This is a genomic window from Streptomyces sp. NPDC048275 (assembly GCF_040652275.1).
Lineage (GTDB): Bacteria > Actinomycetota > Actinomycetes > Streptomycetales > Streptomycetaceae > Streptomyces.
This window is the reverse complement of record NZ_JBEZLR010000073.1, coordinates 20086-37554: the sequence shown is the minus strand read 5'-3', so window position 1 is coordinate 37554 and position 17469 is coordinate 20086. Positions and strand designations below refer to the sequence as shown.

Annotated in this window: 15 protein-coding genes; 7 read left to right on the top strand and 8 right to left on the bottom strand. The window is 68.9% G+C overall.

Features of this window, described 5'->3' with window-relative positions:
- Nucleotides 1-166: 166 nt before the first annotated feature.
- Nucleotides 167-1546, bottom strand: coding sequence for an APC family permease (locus AB0D57_RS33155; protein WP_362081571.1), 1380 nt, complete (start codon nucleotides 1544-1546; stop codon nucleotides 167-169).
- 48 nt (nucleotides 1547-1594) lie between these two features.
- Nucleotides 1595-2476: a carbon-nitrogen hydrolase family protein gene (locus AB0D57_RS33150; protein WP_362081568.1), complete on the bottom strand. Its 882-nt coding sequence runs from the start codon at nucleotides 2474-2476 to the stop codon at nucleotides 1595-1597.
- 107 nt (nucleotides 2477-2583) lie between these two features.
- On the opposite strand from AB0D57_RS33150, the gene AB0D57_RS33145 reads away from it, so the two are divergent.
- Nucleotides 2584-3318: an FCD domain-containing protein gene (locus tag AB0D57_RS33145; protein WP_362081565.1), complete on the top strand. Its 735-nt coding sequence runs from the start codon at nucleotides 2584-2586 to the stop codon at nucleotides 3316-3318.
- 94 nt (nucleotides 3319-3412) lie between these two features.
- On the opposite strand, the gene AB0D57_RS33140 is transcribed toward AB0D57_RS33145, so the two are convergent.
- Nucleotides 3413-5407: a hypothetical protein gene (locus AB0D57_RS33140; RefSeq protein WP_362081562.1), complete on the bottom strand. Its 1995-nt coding sequence runs from the start codon at nucleotides 5405-5407 to the stop codon at nucleotides 3413-3415.
- 245 nt (nucleotides 5408-5652) lie between these two features.
- On the opposite strand from AB0D57_RS33140, the gene AB0D57_RS33135 reads away from it, so the two are divergent.
- The 6 genes from AB0D57_RS33135 (at nucleotide 5653) to AB0D57_RS33110 (ending at nucleotide 13803) form a co-directional block, all read left to right on the top strand.
- Nucleotides 5653-7044 carry a sugar ABC transporter substrate-binding protein gene (locus AB0D57_RS33135; protein ID WP_362081559.1) on the top strand — a complete coding sequence of 464 codons (1392 nt, stop codon included), beginning with the start codon at nucleotides 5653-5655 and terminating at the stop codon, nucleotides 7042-7044.
- Nucleotides 7041-7982, top strand: a complete 942-nt coding sequence (locus AB0D57_RS33130; RefSeq protein ID WP_362081556.1) for a sugar ABC transporter permease — start codon at nucleotides 7041-7043, stop codon at nucleotides 7980-7982. Before AB0D57_RS33135 ends, AB0D57_RS33130 begins: the two co-directional genes overlap by 4 nt.
- Nucleotides 7979-8830: a carbohydrate ABC transporter permease gene (locus tag AB0D57_RS33125; protein WP_362081553.1), complete on the top strand. Its 852-nt coding sequence runs from the start codon at nucleotides 7979-7981 to the stop codon at nucleotides 8828-8830. Before AB0D57_RS33130 ends, AB0D57_RS33125 begins: the two co-directional genes overlap by 4 nt.
- A gap of 8 nt (nucleotides 8831-8838) precedes the next feature.
- On the top strand, nucleotides 8839-10659 hold the full coding sequence (locus tag AB0D57_RS33120; protein ID WP_362081550.1) for a glycoside hydrolase family 36 protein: 1821 nt from the start codon (nucleotides 8839-8841) through the stop codon (nucleotides 10657-10659).
- Nucleotides 10656-11654, top strand: coding sequence for a LacI family DNA-binding transcriptional regulator (locus AB0D57_RS33115; RefSeq protein WP_362081546.1), 999 nt, complete (start codon nucleotides 10656-10658; stop codon nucleotides 11652-11654). Before AB0D57_RS33120 ends, AB0D57_RS33115 begins: the two co-directional genes overlap by 4 nt.
- Before the next feature lie 397 nt (nucleotides 11655-12051).
- A complete protein-coding gene (locus AB0D57_RS33110; RefSeq protein WP_362081543.1) occupies nucleotides 12052-13803 on the top strand; it encodes a right-handed parallel beta-helix repeat-containing protein in 1752 nt (583 codons plus the stop codon).
- 370 nt (nucleotides 13804-14173) lie between these two features.
- On the opposite strand, the gene AB0D57_RS33105 is transcribed toward AB0D57_RS33110, so the two are convergent.
- The 5 genes from AB0D57_RS33105 to AB0D57_RS33085 form a co-directional block, all read right to left on the bottom strand.
- Entirely contained in the window at nucleotides 14174-14320 is a 147-nt protein-coding gene (locus AB0D57_RS33105) for a hypothetical protein (protein ID WP_362081540.1), read from the bottom strand.
- A gap of 96 nt (nucleotides 14321-14416) precedes the next feature.
- Nucleotides 14417-14569, bottom strand: a complete 153-nt coding sequence (locus AB0D57_RS33100) for a hypothetical protein (RefSeq protein WP_362081537.1) — start codon at nucleotides 14567-14569, stop codon at nucleotides 14417-14419.
- A gap of 53 nt (nucleotides 14570-14622) precedes the next feature.
- Nucleotides 14623-15651, bottom strand: coding sequence for an L-idonate 5-dehydrogenase (locus AB0D57_RS33095; protein ID WP_362081534.1), 1029 nt, complete (start codon nucleotides 15649-15651; stop codon nucleotides 14623-14625).
- Nucleotides 15652-15679: 28 nt separating this feature from the next.
- Nucleotides 15680-16450: an SDR family oxidoreductase gene (locus AB0D57_RS33090; protein ID WP_362081531.1), complete on the bottom strand. Its 771-nt coding sequence runs from the start codon at nucleotides 16448-16450 to the stop codon at nucleotides 15680-15682.
- Nucleotides 16447-17445: a D-glycerate dehydrogenase gene (locus AB0D57_RS33085; protein ID WP_362081528.1), complete on the bottom strand. Its 999-nt coding sequence runs from the start codon at nucleotides 17443-17445 to the stop codon at nucleotides 16447-16449. The genes AB0D57_RS33090 and AB0D57_RS33085 overlap by 4 nt, the downstream gene beginning before the upstream one ends.
- Nucleotides 17446-17469: the final 24 nt, after the last annotated feature.

Here is a 17469-nt window from a genome sequence, read left to right as displayed (position 1 = left end):
CGGTACAGCGCGAGGTCCTCGGCGTCCGCTCCCGAGAGGTCTCTCGGCGCGGGTGCGGGATGCTGTGGGCTGGAGGGCAGAGGGCGCTGGTCGGCAGCCTGTTCCGCCCCGAAGAGAGGGATGGACTGTTCGTCTCAAGACGAGCACCCCTGCCGTCCAGGCACATTCATCCGGCCACGGATGCAGTCTCCTGGTCGTCCTCTGCCTCGTTGAACGCCATGCTGGGCGGCGGTTGGCGGAACATCCTGGTGAGGTAGGCGAGATAGATCACGCCCAGACCCAGCCAGATGAAACCGAGGGTGAGCGCCGCGCCGTCCAGGTTGTACAGCAGGTAGAGATCCACAGCCGCGCCGATCGTGGGCGCGACGGCGTACGTCAGCGGATTCGGCCTCTCGCCTTCCCGGCGCATGCGGATGTAGGTGGCGATGACGGCGACATTGACGAAGGTGAAGGCGACGAAAGCGCCGAAGTTGATGAAGGAGGTTGATGTCGCCACGTCGAGGCTCAGCGCGATGAGTCCGATCGCTCCGGTCAGCAGGATGTTGAGGGCGGGAGTGCGGTAGCGGGGGTGGACGCGCGCGAAGAATCTGCGGGGCAGGGAGCCGTCACGGCCCATGGCGAGCAGGAGGCGGGAAGCGCTGGCCTGGGCGGCGATGCCGGAGGCGAACTGGGCCACGACGAGTCCGGCGAGGAAGATCGATGAGAAGAGGTCACCGCCGATGCTTCTGGCGATTTCGAAGGCGGCCGATCCCTCGTTGTCGAATCTGGCGCCAGGGTGGGCGAGCTGGGTGGCGTAGGCGACCGTGACGAAGATGGCGCCACCGATCAGAGCGATCAGCAAAATCGCGCGGGGCATCGTGCGCTTCGGCTCGATGGTCTCTTCCGTAAGAGTGGTGACGGCGTCGAAGCCGAGGAAGGAGTACGCGGCGATGGCGGCGCCGGCCGAGACGCCGGCCAGCGTGGTGGCACTGTTCGCGAAGGGGCTGGTACTCGCCAGGGCTCCGGTGCCGTCGAGGTTGAAGACGTGGCGTAGGGCCAGCGCCACGAAGATCACTATGACCAGGACCTGGAAGATCATCAGCAGGTCGTTGACGCGTTCGGCCGTTTTGATGCCGCGGATGTTCAGTGCTGTGGTGAGGGCGATGAATCCGACGATCCAGACCCAGAGCGGGACGCCGGGGAACTGTGCCTGGAGGTATGCGCCGCCGATGAGCCAGATGACCATGGGGAGGAAGAAGTAGTCGAGCAGGGTCACCCAGCCGACGAGGAAGCCGAGACGCGAGTCGAGGGCCTTGCGCACGTAGGTGTACGAGGAGCCTGCCACCGGATAGGTGGCGGCCATGCGCCCGTAGCTCTGCGCGGTGAACAGCATGGCGAGCAGGGCGAGCAGGTAGGCGGTGGGGACGGTGCCGCCGGTGGTGGTGGCGACCACGCCGAAGGTGCCGAGGACGATCATCGGGGTCATGTAGGCGAGACCGAACAGGACGACGGCTCTGAGCCCGAGGGTACGGGCGAGTGTGGGTGCGGCTTCGTTGCCGTGGGACATGGAGTGCTCCGGGTACTCGAAGGGCAGGGCGGAGTGCCGCAGGGATGCTCAGGCTGTCGGGTGGCCGTGCGGACGCCAGGTCCGCGGGTTGATTTGTCCGCCGTAGAGCGGTAGGTCGATGGGCGCGTCGTCGTGGGTGAACTGATCCCAGATGCGGGTCACGCCTGCGGTGCCGTGCGTCCGGACACGTGTCACGTCGTCCAGGTCGATGACGTCGGTGAGGATGGTGCTGCCGTCCCCCGTGGCTTCGGCGCGGACGCGGCCTTCAGGGTCGACGACAAGGCTGTGGCCGCGGCCCAGGGGGCCGGCGGTGTTGACGCTGACCACATACACCTGGTTGACGATGGCGTTGGCGCGGGCCAGGACGGCTTCCTGGGCCCGGTCGGCGGTGGTGGTCATCACGGGGTTGACGATGACCTCGGCGCCCATCCAGGCGAGGTGGCGGGCGACTTCCGGGAACCAGGCGTCGTAGCAGATAGCGAGGCCGATCCGCCCGGTGCCGGGGATGTCGAACACGACGAATCGATCGCCCGGGTCGTAGGGTTCGCTGGGCCTCCAGGGAAAGATCTTGCGGTACGAGGCCGCCAGCCGGCCCTCGGGCGAGAAGACGACGGCGGTGTTGTACAGCTGCCCCTCGGGGCCGCGTTCGCACACCGTGCCGGGAAGCAGCCACATGCCCAGGTCGCCGGCCAGCTCTCCCAGCGCCTTGACCCGGGGCCCGTCCAGCGGCTCGGCGATCTCCCGCAACTGCTCGTGCGCCTGTGCGCCGAGGCCGTCGACGCCGCAGAGGTGCAACTCGGGGAAGACCGCCATACGGGTATGCGGAAAGCGGGACTGGATGCTCTCCACCTCGGCAGCAAAGTCCCTGAGCTGCGTGTTCGCAGGGATGGAAGGGAGCTGAGCGAGAGCAAGCGGAAGGGGTCGGGACATGCGCGAGAAATTAGTTCACAATGAGCAGTTAAGCAAGGGGTTCCCCGGGAGGCCAGTTCCATGAACAATGCGCCGCCTCCCCGGGCGCGCCCGTTAGGGTGACGCGCATGGTCAGTACTGACGGCACCACGACAATCCCCTTCGCCACCCTGAACGGCGTGAGCAGGCTGTCCGCGCTGGAGGGCGTGCGCGCCAGGATCGCCTTGGCTGTGGACCTCGGACTGCTTGCACCCGGAGATCGTCTTCCCGGCACCGCTCAGATCGCCGACGGTCTCGGCGTCGGCGAGATCACCGTCCGCCGGGCGCTGGTCTCCCTGTGCACCGATGGCGTTCTCGAACGCAGACGGGGTCGCAACGGCGGCACGCACGTCGCCGAGAACCCGACGCACGGCACGGTTGTCGGCGCGGAGGCGTACCGCTCCGACAGTGCTGCCGTCCATCGCCTGATCGACCACCGACTCGTCCTGGAATGCGGCATCGCCCACCTCGCCTCGGCCCACGCCTCACAGGACGACCTGTCCGAACTGCAGGACCTGGTCGAGGAGATGGATCACATGCCGAGCTGGGCGGAATTCCACGGCTGCGACGAACGCTTCCATCTCCGGCTGGCGCAGGCGACAGGCACCCCGTCGATCACAACCCCCTACAGCGCCGTTCTTCGCGAGCTCTACCGCTACTACTTGCCCTATCCGATGGAAGCTTTGCGGGAATCCAACATGGAACACCGTCGACTCATCGACGCACTGCGCCGCAAGGACGCGGCCGAGGCCGGCGAAGTGGCCCGACAGCACGTCGAAGTGCTCCACCGCACCATGTTCGTCGGCCTGATGGACACGGATTGAAAGTTCGTGAAGGCCCGCCAATTTGGCATGGACACCTTGAGGCGCATCAGCGGGGCGCGAGCGATTCGGCGCGGACCAGGAAGTAGCGTTCGCGTCAGTCGATCACCTGCACCACCGCCGTTGCCCCCGCCCGCACCGTCGGCGTCGCGTACGTGTACGTCACGCCGTCGACCGTCTTGGTGCGCACGCGCTGCGGTACACCGTTGACCGTGATCTTCTTGTGGACCCCCTGGAAGCGGGCCTCCCAGCGGTAGGCGCCACTGTGCGCGTTGTTCGTCAGCGTGGTCCTCGTCGCGCCGTCGTGCCGGACGGTGATCGTGCTCGTGCCGATGGGTACGTCCGCCGCCTGGAGCCACTTCATGCCGGACGGCAGTCGCGACTGCGTGGTCACCTTGTGGTCCGCCGCGTCCGGTGCGATACCCATCAGGCCCTCGACGGTCTGGCTGACCAGGGTGAACGACACCTCGGGGTAGTCACCGTTGGGGCCCTGGCTGGAGTTGATGTGCTGGAGTTCCCGCTGGCCGTAGATCTTCTTCATCCATGTCCAGGCGGTGTCGTTGCGGTTGTTCTTGAAGAACATGTCGGGCAGGTACGTCGTCGACTCGATGTTGGGTGACCCTTCCGGCCCCAACTCCTGCGCCTGGATGTAGTCGAGATAGGCGTCGCCCCGCGCGCCGGGATCGAGGATCTGCTTCAGCGGCACGAACACGCTGTTCTCCTTGCCCCAGCCGGTGACCGGGGCGCCGGAGGTGGTGTACGCGCGGACCATGTCGGCTCCGCTTCCGCTGCCGCTCCATTCGTCGTTGAAGTACGCCTTCAGATCGGCGGCGCGCCGGTCGTACGTCTTGGCCAGCGCGGTGTCGCCCTTGCCGCGCGCGAGCGTGGCCATCGCCAGATAGGCCTGGTACTGCGAGGCGATGCCGTCCCCGGCCTCGGCGAGGCCGTCGCCGTCCTGCTCGTTGTAGCTGGCGGCGCCGGCGAAGATGCCGTTGCCCGTGCCCTCGGCGACCTTGACCTTGCCGTTGGGCTTGGCGGCGTTGTGCAGGTCGATGAACTCCTCGGTGGAGTGCAGGTAGAAGTTCCACAGCGCAGGGTCGTCGACGTAACTCTGGTCGCCGGTCCATCGGTACGCCTGTCCGGCCTTCTCGACGAGTTCGAAGACGGCCGGCACCTCACGCACGTAGTTGTCCGGGCTCTTGTAGTCGATGCTCAGGTAGGTCTTGGCATCGAAGTTGAGGGCCCACACCGGGAAGTACTTGTGCTCGGCGGTGGCCGACGACGCGTACGAGCGGAGCATCGTCTTGTTTGCGGCGTCGAGGCCGAGGATGTGGGCGCCGGCGAGCTGGTGGGTCATGTCGCGGGAGTAGTAGGCGCTGCGGTTGGCGTATCCGGCCCAGTAGGTGGCCGCGTACTGCGCGGTGCCGGTGCCGCCGGTCTGGTACTCGTCGACGTTGATCGGGCCGGTCGTGCCGGGCAGTTGAGCCCAGCTGTTGGCCTTCTTCTTGGCCCAGCCGAACATCTCGACGACCTCGGGGTCGGACGAGGTGACCTTGGGGTCGGCGGGCGCGGCGGGCGAGATCATCAGGTCGTCGGCGTTGACCCAGGAGCTGCCGGAGCCGAAGGCGATCTCCAGCCGGTCACCGGCCTTCAAGTCGACGCGGCTGATGGTGTACCGGGCGTACGCGCGGCGCTCCGGCAGGGTGATCGTCTCGACGGTCTCGCCGTTGCGCCGGACCGTGTACGTGCCTCCGGTACCGGCGCTCCCGACCCACGCGGAGAAGTCGTAACTGCCGTTTCGGGGCGCGACGAGGGTCAGCGTGGCGCTCTTGCCGGCTCCGGAGTCGAGGTAGAGGAAGCGGGCGCCGCCGTGGGAGTTGCCGGTGCCGACCCCGGTGCCCGCGCCGAAGGTCCAGCCCGTGCCGCCGTTCTCGAAGCCGGAGTCAGGGATGGCGAGTTGGGGGCGGGCGGCGGAGGCGGTGTCCGACGCGGGAGCCGAGCCGTCTCCCGGTGCCGCCGTGGCCGACAGCGCGGGGGCCATCGGCGCGAGCAGGGCAACAGCGGTGAGCAGCACAAGCCTTGAGGGCTTCATCGGGTCTCCCGGTCTTCGGTTACGGCGGGCGGGGCGGCCGAGTGGTGGCGGAAAGCTAGCAGGGGCCGAAGAGGCGATTCAATGGTCATGCGCAAGAAACACGTAAGACATGCAGCCTGAATGCCATGTTGAATGTTCAGTGAGGCAGAAAGTTTTCACCTATATCTTGCAAGTGGGATCAGTCGCTTGTTAGCTTCCAGCCGCGCTACAAGAGCCGCGCACCCGCCGGACCCCCCGGAGCAGCCATGGACGCCTCGCCCCTGAACCAGCCACCGCCGGACGAGCCTCCGCGAAACGGTCTGGACCGACGGCGCCTGCTCACGCTCGGCGGTTCGCTGTTCGCCGCCGGGGCCGGAGCCTCGCTGCTCGGCGCCTGCTCGGTGACCGGTGCCACCAAGGCGGGGAGCCTCGGCGACCCGGACCGGGCCGCGATCACCGTCTGGAGCTGGCAGGGCCCCGCAGCCGCCATGAAGGCCCTGGTCCCCGCCTTCAAGGCGCAGCATCCCGGGATCGACGTCACCGTGCAGGACATCGGAAACCCGGCGATCTGGGACAAGATCACCACGGCAATGGCGGCCGGCGGGCAGGGCCTTGCGGACGTCCTGCACATCGGCGTCGACTATCTTCCGGCCTACACCGAGAAGTTCCCCGACGGTCTCGCCGACCTCGGCCCGCTCGGCGCCGACCGCTACCGTGACGCCTTCGCCGACGGCATGTGGCAGACCGTCACCCGCAAGGGCAAGGTCAACGCCTTTCCCTGGGAGGCCAATTCGGCCGGGTTCTACTACCGGGCCGACCTCTTCGAGGCCGCCGGTGTCGACGGCGAGGCGATGGCGACGTGGGACGACGCCATCGATGCCGGGAAGAAGATCAAGAAGAAGACCGGAGTCCATCTGCTGGGCATCGACAAGCCCGCGTCCCAGCCGGACGCCGCCAACTTCTTCCAGATGCTGCTCCAGCTCCAGGGCACGTTCTACTTCGACGCCGAGGGCCGGATCACCCTCGGTTCCCCCGAGGCCGTCACCGCGATGACCCTCATCAAGGAGATGAACGACGCCGGCCTGGTCAGCGATCTGGCGGGTGGCTGGACCGCGCTGGAGAACTCCATCAAGTCCGGCACCGCGGCCGTACTGCCCTGGCCCACCTGGTTCGGCAGCATCATCGAGGGCCTGGTCCCCAAGGAATCCGGCAAGTGGAAGGTCCGCCTCCCACCGGCGGTGAAGCCCGGCGGCACCACGGCCGCGACCGTCAACTCCACCCATCTCGCCGTCGCCGGCTCCAGCGTGCACCAGGCCGCCGCCTGGACGTTCGTCGAGTACGTCCTGACCAGGCCGGCGTCGCAGGAGGCCATCTACCGCAGCAAGGGCATCGCCCCCGCCCTGCTCCAGGCGTACGAGGCCCCCGTCTTCCACGAGCCGTCGGCGTTCTTCAGCGGCCAGCACAAGGGCGAGATCTTCCTGAACGCGCTCAAGGCGCGCTCGCCCGCCGTCAACTACTCCGCCGACTACGCCCGCGCGCTCAAGACCGTCGCCGACGCGCAGACCCAGGTGCTGCTCAAGGGGGCCGACCCCGGCCGCGCCCTGCACAACGCCGCCGACCAGCTCGCCCGCCAGACCGGACGGGAGCTCGCCTCATGACCACGACCGCCACCCCCGACGGTGTACTGAAAGCCCCCGGTGCCTCCCGCCCGGCAGCCGCGCCCCGCCCCACCGCGCGGATCCTGCGCCGGCGGGCCGTCCCGTATCTCTTCATCCTCCCCGCGCTCGTCCTCTTCGCGGTCTTCAAGCTGTATCCGATCGGCTCGTCGTTCCTGATGAGCCTGTACGAGAACGTCAACGGCACCCAGGAGTTCGTGGGCGCGGGCAACTACACGCGGGCGCTGGACGATCCACTGCTGTGGACCGCGCTGAAGAACACCGCGATCATCCTGGTCGTCCAGGTGCCCCTCATGCTGGCGCTGGCCGTCGGCATCGCGGTCGCCCTCAACTCCACGCTCCTGCACGGCCGCGCCCTCTTCCGGCTCGGCTTCTTCCTGCCGACGGTGACCGGACTGGTCGCGTACGGCATCATCTTCGCCGTCCTGCTCAACACCCAGTACGGACTGGTCAACTGGCTGCTCGGCCTGGTCGGCATCGGAGAAGTCCCCTGGCTGACCGACCCGCTGTGGGCCAGGATCTCCCTCGGCCTCGCACTGACGTGGCACTACACCGGCTACAACGCGGTGATCTTCCTCGCCCGGCTGCAGTCGCTGCCCACCGAGCTGTACGACGCGGCGGCCGTCGACGGCGCCTCCGCGTGGCAGTCGTTCCGCCATGTCACGCTGCCGGGGCTGCGGCCCGCGCTCCTGCTGACGACGGTGCTGTCCACCATCGGCACCCTTCAGCTCTTCGACGAGCCGTACGTCCTGACCGGCGGCGGGCCCGACAACGCCACCCTCACCATCGGCGTGTACCTCTACCAGAACGCCTTCAAGTACTTCGACTTCGGCTACGCCTCGGCCGTCGCGTACATCCTCACCGTCCTGATCGGCATCTTGGGCATCGTGCAGTTCCGCCTGCTGGGAGAGAAGTCGTGACCCTCACCACCACCCGGCCGCGGCGATCCCGCACCCACACCCGGTCGATCCTGCTGACCTCCTCGCTGGGCATCGCCGTGGCGGCTGTCCTGCTGCCCTTCTACTGGCTGATCATCGCCGCCACCCACAGCTCGAAGGACATCTTCGACAGCCCGCCGCCGCTGCTGCCCGGCGGGCACCTGATGGACAACCTCTCCACCCTGGAGTCATCGGCGCAGTTCAGCAAGGTCATCGTCAACTCGCTGCTGATCACGGTCATTTACACGATCGCCGCCGGAGCGATCTGCACGCTGGCCGGATACGGCTTCGCCAAGTTCCGCTTCCGCGGCAGCGGCGCGCTGTTCGGGCTGCTGATGCTCGGGCTCGTCATCCCCACACAGGTCACACTGATCCCGCTGTTCAAGATGATGGTCGACCTGGAGTGGCTGGGCACCTACCAGGCCGTCATCATGCCCAACCTCGCCCTGCCGTTCGGGATCTTCCTGATGCGGCAGTCGATGGCCGCGCTGCCCGACGAACTCATCGACTCCGCTCGGATGGACGGCTGCGGGGAGTTCAGGCTGTTCCTCAAGGTCGTCCTGCCGCCGATGAAACCGGCGCTCGCGGCCCTCGCCATCTTCCTGTTCCTCTTCCAGTGGAACGACTTCATCTGGCCGCTGGTCGTCCTGCGCGACGCCGGCGAGTTCACGATCCCTGTCGCGCTGGCGTCCCTCCAGGGCCTGGACCAGACCGACTACGGCGCCCTGCTCACCGGCACGGCCCTCGCCGCGATCCTGATGGCCCTCGTCTTCCTCGCACTCCAGCGCCACTTCGTCTCCGGTCTCCTCGCCGGTGCCGTGAAGGAATGATCCCCGCGATGACCCTCAGCACCACCCGGCCCGTCACCACGGCCGAACTCCCCTCGGCGCGCTACGAGCCACTCGTCGACGGCGTCCGTATCGCGGTCCTCGCCCACGCGCCGGGCGCCGGCGCGCACTGGACGTTGACCGAACTCGGCGACGGGCAAGCCCTGTTGGAGATCCGGACGGACGGTGGGCCGGTACCGACGGAGGTGCGGATGAGCGTGCCGCTCGGCGACGCGGCCGGCTACTGGCACCCGGGCGCCGGTTGGGAGCGCACCCTCGTCGCCGACTGGGCGGGCCGCTCGCGCGTCAGCCTCGTCGACGGCACCGCCGCCGGCTGTCTCTACGACCACGACGGCCGCACGCGGCTCACCTTCGCCGTCGCCGACCCGGTCCCCGAGACCGATGTCGTCTTCGGGGTCTCGGAGGAGAACGACACCCATGTGGTGCACCTGCACCTGGCTCCCGCGCCCGACGGCGGCCCGCGCCGCGTCATGCTGGCCCGCTCGGCGCCCACGGTCGCGACGGCCCTGCGCGGGCTGCGGGAGTGGTTCGCCGCGCAGCCGCAGTGCGCCCCCATGCCGGTCCCCGCCGGCGCCTCGGCGCCCGTCTACTCCACCTGGTACGCCTTCAACCAGCGCGTGGACGCCGCATCGGTCGAGGCGGAGGCCCGCGTAGCCGCCTCCCTCGGCTGCGAGGTGCTCATCCTCGACGACGGCTGGCAGGAGTACGGCAGCGGTCGCGGCTACGCCGGATGCGGCGACTGGCGCCCCGACCCGACGGCGTTCCCCGACTTCACCGCGCATGTGTCGGCCGTGCGTGCGCGGGGCCTGCGCTACCTCGCCTGGGTCGCTCCGCTGCTGCTCGGCCCCGACGCGGACTGCGCCGAGCGGCTCACCCCCTACGCCCCCGCGCCCGCCGGTGTCCCGGGCGCCCATGTCCTCGACCCGCGCCGCCCCGAGGTCCGCGACCACGTCATCCGCCTGTGCACCCGGCTGGTCGCCGACCACGGCCTCGACGGGCTCAAGATCGACTTTCTGGACGAGGCCATGGCGTACCGCGGCGACGGCGCGTACGCCCACCACGAAGGCACCGACATCAGCGATGTCGGCCGGGCCATGACCGTCCTGCTCACCGACCTGCGCACCGCGCTCGAAGAACTGCGGCCCGACGGCGGACTGCTGCTGGAACTGCGCCAGCCCTACGTCGGACCCGGCATGGCCCCCTTCGGCAACATGCTGCGCTCCTTCGACTGCCCGGGTGACGCCACCGGCAACCGGGTGCGCACGCTCGACACCGCCCTGCTCGCCGTCGGCGGCGCGGTCCACGGCGACATGCTCCTGTGGGACCGCGATGCGCCCGCACACGCGGTGGCACGGCAGCTGATCGGCTCCCTGCACTGCGTCCCGCAGATCTCCGTACGGCTGACCGGCCTGTCCGACGAGCACCGCGAGACGCTGGCGTTCTGGCTCGCCGAGTGGCGGCGGCTGCGGCCGGTGCTGCTGCAGGGGGACGTCGAGCCAGGCCGGCCCGACGAGCTCTACACCCTGGTCACCGCGGCGCGGGGAACGGCCTGCGTCACCACCGTGCACAGCGACCGGATCGTGCCCGTCGACACCACCGCGTACGACGACATCACCTTGGTCAACGGCACGGCGTCGGACCGGCTGGTGATCGAGGTGACCGGCGGGCAGCGCCCGTTGCACATGACCGTCCGTGACGAGCGTGGACGTATCATCGACGACTGCGAACGGTCGCCGGCACCGGGGCTGCACAGCGTGTCCGTACCTCGCTCGGGGCTGGTGGCACTACGGGTGACGGAGGGAACCGCATGAAGGTCGGCATCACCGAGGTCGCGGACCGGGCACAGGTGAGCGAGGCCACGGTCAGCCGCGTCATCAACCGGCGCCAAGGTGTGTCGCGCAAGACCCGCGAGGCGGTCGAGCAGGCGATGGCCGACCTGGGGTACGAGCGGCAGACGCGGGGTCAGCTCATCGCGGTCATCACCGAGTTCGTGTCCAACCCGTTCTTCGCCGACGTCTGCGAACGGATCGAGTCCACCCTCGCCCCGCACGGCCTCAAGACGATCCTGTGCCCGTGCTTCCCCGGCGGAGTGCAGGAGCTGGACTTCGTGACCTCCCTCGCCGACCGGGGCGTCGCCGCCGTCGTCTTCCTCTCGTCCAGCAACACGATCGAGGGCGCGGACCCACAGGCGTACGAACTCCTGCGCTCCCGCAGGATCCCGTTCGTCGGGGTCAACGGACAGTTCGAGGGCGTGAGCGAGGCGCCGGTCTTCTCCACCGACGACCTGCTGGCCGCCGAACTCGCCGTCGACCATCTCCACCGGCTCGGTCACCGCCGGATCGGCATGGCGTCGGGCCCGGTCGGCAACCGCCCGGCCGACCGCCGCGTCAGCGGCTTCGTCTCCTCGCTCGCCAGACGCGGTGTCGAGGATCCGGAGCAGTGGGTGGTCCGGCAGTCCTACACCGTCGAGGGCGGCCAGTCCGCCGCGATCTCGCTCCTCGGCCGCGAGGCCACGGCCATCGTCGCCGCCAGCGACTACATGGCCCTGGGCGCGATCCGGGGCGCGCGCCGTCAGGGGTACGACGTTCCGGGCGACGTGTCGGTCGTCGGCTACGACGGCGCCATGATCATGGACTTCGTCGACCCCCCGCTCACCACGGTCCGCCAGCCGGCCGACCGCCTGGCCTCGGAGGTGGCCCGCAGCATCCTCGCCCTGGTCGGCAACCGCGACGTCCCCGTCGGCGAACTCCTCTTCGACCCCGAACTGGTGATCCGCGCGAGCACGGCGGCGCCGAGGACGGACTGAGGCGCTCGGACAGAGGCCGGCTGCTGTCAAGGAGTGCGGCGTGCCGCGCGTATGCCGTCCGTCGTGGCCACGGACGGTATTTCCCACCTGCGGGCGCTGAACTGCTGGAGATCAAAACGAAGTTGAGGGCCTGTCGGCGCTCGGTATCAACATCAATGGCTCGGTCCACGCCATTGACCTAGAGATCGGATGTATGGAGACTCTGGACCCGGGTTAAGGCCGGTTCCGGCCGAGCAGATGACGACAACTTCGTGTATTCATCGGGTGTTTCGTGGTTTTCGGATGCTCTGGAGGGGCGATGTCTCGGTTCGTATTTCTTGGGGTGGCACTCGCGTTGCTCGGAAGTGGTGCCAGTCCCGCCGCCGCGGCGCCGAGGGTGACGCCGGTGGTGGTGAAAGTGGACGCTTACGGAGCCGACCCCACGGGCCGGACGGACTCGACGCCCGCTGTCGCCGCGGCGCTGCGGCACGCCAAGAGCGTCGATCGGCCGGTCAGGGTTGTCTTCTCGAAGGGCACCTACCAGCTCTTCCCCGAGCGGGCCGAGACGCGTGAGCTGTACGTGTCCAACACCGTCGGCGCCGACCAGCGTTACCGGGACAAGAAGATCGGGCTGCTCGTCGAGGACATGCACGACGTCACCATCGACGGCGGCGGGGCCAAGCTCGTCTACCACGGCCTTCAGACGGCGTTCGCGTCGATCCGCTCGACCGATGTGACCTTCCAGAACTTCTCCTTCGACTACGCGGCTCCCGAGGTCATCGACGCGACCGTCGCCGCCGCCGGTGTCGCCGACGGGCACGCCTACCGCGTCCTGAAGATCCCCGCCGGCAGCCCGTACCAGGTGAACGGCACGCACATCACCTGGCTCGGCGAGACCAGTCCGGCCACCGGGCAGCCGTACTGGTCGGGTGTCGACGGACTCCAGTACACACAGATCCACGACCCCAAGGCGCAACGGACCTGGCGCGGAGACAACCCGCTGTTCAACGACGTCGCCGCGGTCACCGACCTGGGCGGCCGGCGGATCCGGATCGACTACACCACCGCGGCACGGCCGGCGGACGCCGGGCTCGTCTACCAGATGCGCCTCATCGAGCGAACGGAACCGGGCGCTTTCATCTGGGAGTCCAAAAACGTCACGATGCGCTCGATGAACGCCTATTACCTGCAGTCCTTCGGTGTGGTGGGGCAGTTCAGCGAGAACATCTCGATCGACAAGGTGAACTTCGCACCCGATCCGGCGTCCGGCCGGTCGACATCCTCCTTCGCGGACTTCGTGCAGATGTCCGGCGTCAAGGGGAAAGTCTCGATCACCAGGAATGTCTTCGACGGCCCGCACGACGACCCGATCAACATCCACGGCACCTACCTCGAGGTCGTCGGCAAACCCGGGCCGTCCACCCTCACCCTCGCCTACAAGCACCCGCAGACCGCCGGATTCCCGCAGTTCGCCCCGGGTGACGAGGTCGAGTTCGCCTCCAAGCGCACGATGACCCCGCTGGGGGACGCGCACGCGGTGGTCACCGCGGTCGACGGGCCGAGCGGGATGGACCACGACAAGCCGCTGACCACGATGACCGTCACCTTCGACCGGCCGGTTCCCGCCGGGGTCGAGATCGGTGAGACGGTCGTCGAGAACATCACCGCCACCCCGTCGGTCGTCATATCCGGCAATGTATTCCGCAACGTGCCGACCCGCGGCATTCTGGTCACCACCCGCAAACCTGTCCTGATCACCGGCAACCGGTTCGACGGGATGTCCATGGCCAGCATCTACGTCTCCGCCGACGCCTACCAGTGGTACGAGTCCGGGCCGGTCGCCGACCTCACGATCCGCGGGAACTCGTTCACGCGGCCCAGCGGTCCGGTCATCTTCGTGGAGCCGACCAACCAGGTCATCGACCCGGCGAACCCGGTGCATCACAACATCTCGGTCGAGCACAACTCGTTCGACATCGGTGACGTCACCGTCGTCAACGCGAAGAGCGTCGGCGGGTTCGCTTTTACCGGCAACACCGTCCGGCGGCTGGACGGAGCGGATCACCCGCCGTACACCTCCCCGCTGTTCGTCTTCCACGGCAGTTCAGGCATCCGGATCGCGCGCAACCACTATGACAAGGGCCTGAACACCTCCGTCGTCACGGACTGACTTGATCACTCGGTTCGGTAACGGCCGTACGCCAGAGCGGTCTCCCGACGAACATCTGCGCACATCGGCACGCGACTCGAGCGCCCTGATCCTCCGGGCGCTCGCCACCGACTCGACCACGACACAGCTCAGCGAGCTGCCCAGTGAACTCGGGCGACTCCGGGCCCGCCAAGGCGTGCGGGGCGAGGATCTCGTCGCCGCGGTACGGCTCGACTTCGGGGTCGTACGGTCCGCGATGCTCGCCCAGGCCCGGGCCGACGACATGGCCGTACTCGCGCTGCACGCCGGGAGCCTGTGGTGGGTGGTGGACGACTATGCCCGCGCCGTCCAGCAGTCCTACTTGGAGGAACGGGCCCTCATGGCCGCTGCCTCACGCGACGAGCAGTTCACCTATCTCGCGGAGCTGCTCGGGCCGGCAGGCCGCTCGCCTCGGGACATGCTGAACATCGCCCGAGCCCTGGTCGTCGAGGCCGATGACACCTTCTGTGTGGTCGTGGCCGACGCGACCGCGTCCCACGACGCGCAGCGGGCGGGCGCTCAGATCGGCGCGCTCGGCGAGCGGCTCTTCGTGCTCAACCAGCCGGGACGAGTCGTCCTCGTATGGCCGGCTGCGTCATCGGGCCCGCAGCACGACCGGCAGCTGCGACAGCTGCGGGGGATGCCGGGCGGCATGGTCCCTGACGGGGCTCGGAGCCGTACCCGCGGCGGCGGAGACGGCGTACGAGATCTGCCGAACCCTGCGGCTGGTCGCCACTGGTCTGGTCACGCTCGCGGCTCTGGCCTGGACCACACTGATGGCCCGGGAGGCCGATTCCTTCGTCAGGCACGGGTCAGGTCCAGGAGGACCTTGGAGGCGACGGCCCGGTCGTGGGCGATGTCGAAGGCGGCGCGGGCCTCGGCGAGCGGGAAGGTGTGCGTCACGACCGCGTCGACGGGCAGGCCCTGGGCCAGCAGGTCGATCGCTTCGTCGAACTCGGAGTCGAAGCGGAAGGCGCCCCGAAGCTCCAGTTCGCGGGTGACGGCGATGTTACCCAGCAGGGGCACCTCGCCGGGTGGCAGCAGACCGAGGAGTACGACGGTGCCCCCGCGGCGTACTCGTTCGATACAGCTTCGTAGTCCCGCGGGCGCTCCGGACGCCTCGACGGCGATGTCGAACGGGTCCGGCCACGCACCGGCCTCGGCATCGCCCGCCCGTAGCGTGGCGGTGGCTCCGGATGCGGCGGCGATGCGCAGGGGGGTGTCGAGGAGGTCGCTCACGACGACCTCGGCAGCGCCCCTGTGGCGTAGAACGGCGGTGACCAGGCAGCCGATCGGCCCCGCCCCGGTGACCATGACTCGCTTGCCCGCCACGTCACCGGCCCGGTGCACGGCGTGCAGGGCCACCGACAGGGGCTCGGCCAGGACCGCACGGCGCAGGCCGAGCTCCGGCGGCAACGGGCGGATCTGTGCCGCGGGCACGGTGACGAGTTGGGCGAAGCCGCCTTGGACGTGGGGCGTGCGGGCGGCGCTGCCGAGGTAGCGGGTGTCGGCGCAGATGTTGCGGCGGCCGGCCGCGCAGTGGGGGCAGTGGTTGCACGGTGTGGCGGGGTGGATGGCCACCGGGGTTTCGACAGCCGGTCCCTCGCCGCCGGGTCCCAGGGCGGCGACGTGGCCGACGACCTCGTGTCCGAGGACCATCGGCTCCCGGACGGTGAAGTCGCCGACCCTGCCGTGGCGGTAGTAGTGCAGGTCCGATCCGCAGATTCCGCCGAGGGCGACGGCGACGGTCACCTGGCCGGGCCCGGCCGGGGCGGGGGAGCGGTGCTCGACCCGGAGGTCTCCTGCCGTGTGCACGACGCAAGCTTGCATGGTGGGGTTCCTTCCGTTGCGGCGTCCGTCACAGGACGGAGAGCATGCCGCCGTCGACATAGAGCAGTTGTCCGTTGACGAAGTCGGACGCGGGGGAGGCCAGGAAGACCAGAGCGCCCACGAGGTCGTCGACGTCGCCCCAGCGGCCGGCCGGTGTGCGGGTGCGGACCCAGGCGCTGAATTCCTCGTCGGCCACCAGGGCCGAGGTGAGTTCGGTGGCGAAGTAGCCGGGTCCGATGCCGTTGACCTGGATGCCCAGCGGGCCCAGGTCGGCGCACATTCCCTTGGTGAGCATCTTCAGGCCACCCTTGGTGGCGGAGTAGGCGGCGATACCGGGCCGGACCGCTTCGCTCTGCAGTGAGCAGATGTTGACGATCTTGCCGTGGCCCCGGGGCGCCATGCGCCGCGCCACCTCGCGCCCCACGAGGAAGGCACTGGTGAGGTTGGTGTCGAGGAGACGGTGCCAGTCGTCGTCGGTGAACTCCAGGATGGGGCTGCGGTGTTGGACTCCCGTGTTGTTCACCAGGATGCCGATCGGTCCGGCCTCCTCCTCGATACGAGAGATGCCCGCGGTGACGGCCGCCGAGTCCGTCACGTCGAAGGCGGCGGTGTGTACCCGGTCCCCGAAGGAGGCCGCGAGTTCCTTGGCGGTCGCCTCCAGGGCCGTGGTGTTCCGCCCATTGAGGACGACTGTGCAGCCGGCCTCCAAGAGGCCCTTGGCGAGCGCCTTGCCGATGCCGCGGCTGGAGCCGGTGACCAGGGCTGTCTTTCCGGTGATGTCGAACAGCGGGTGGCTCATGAGCGTGCTCCGGCGGGGGTGCCCGGCACCGCCGGACTGCCGGGGAGGGGGGTTCGGGCGGGGCGTTCGGCGAGGACGTCGAGGATGTTGTCGACCGCCAGGTCGACCATGGCGGCCCGAGTGGCCTCGGTGGCCGACCCGATGTGGGGCAGCGTGACCACGTGCGGCTCTGCCACCAGCGGCGACACCTTCGTTCCCATCGGTTCGCGTTCGAAGACATCGAGCCCGGCCGAGTGCAACCGCCCCTCCCGGACGGCATGGAGCAGGGCCTCCTCGTCGACGACGCCACCGCGGGAGGTGCTGACGAGTGTGGCCGTGGGCTTCATCGTGGCCAGTTCGCGGGCCGAGATCAGGTGCCTCGTCTCCTCGGTGAGCGGTACGTGCAGCGACACGATGTCGGACTCGGCGAGCAGCGTGGTCAGACCCACCGAGGTCGACAGGTCGTCGTCGGGGGCGTAGGGGTCGTGGTGGAGCACGCGCATGCCGAACCCATGGGCCCGGCGGGCCACCGCGCGGCCGATCTGTCCGTAGCCGATCAGGCCGAGGGTGGCTCCGTGGATGTCCAGGCCGAGGTAGTCGTGCATCCGGAACAACTCCCAGGAACCTTCCGCGAGACTCGCTTCGGCGGCGCCGAGCCGACGGCGGGCGGCGAGGATCAGCGCGAAGGTGAGGTCGGCGGTGGTCTCCGCGAGCACGCGAGGAGTGTGGGTGACGACGATGCCGCGCTCGGCGGCGGCGGCCCGGTCGACGTTGTCGAATCCCATGCTCGCCAGCGATATGACGCGTAGCGAGGGGCCCGCCGCGTCCATCAGCGCGCCGTCCACCGGGTCGTTGCCCAGCGCCAGAACGCCGCTCACTCCGGAGGCGAGCGCGGCGAGGTCGGGGGGTCCGGGCTTCCCGGTCCCGGCCCAGGCCACCACGTCCGCCGCCTCGGACAGGCGGTTCAGGCCGTGGCCGGGCAGGTTTTCACGGGTGGTGAGGACACGCTTTTTCATCTTTGTCTCCAGTGACGAGCCATG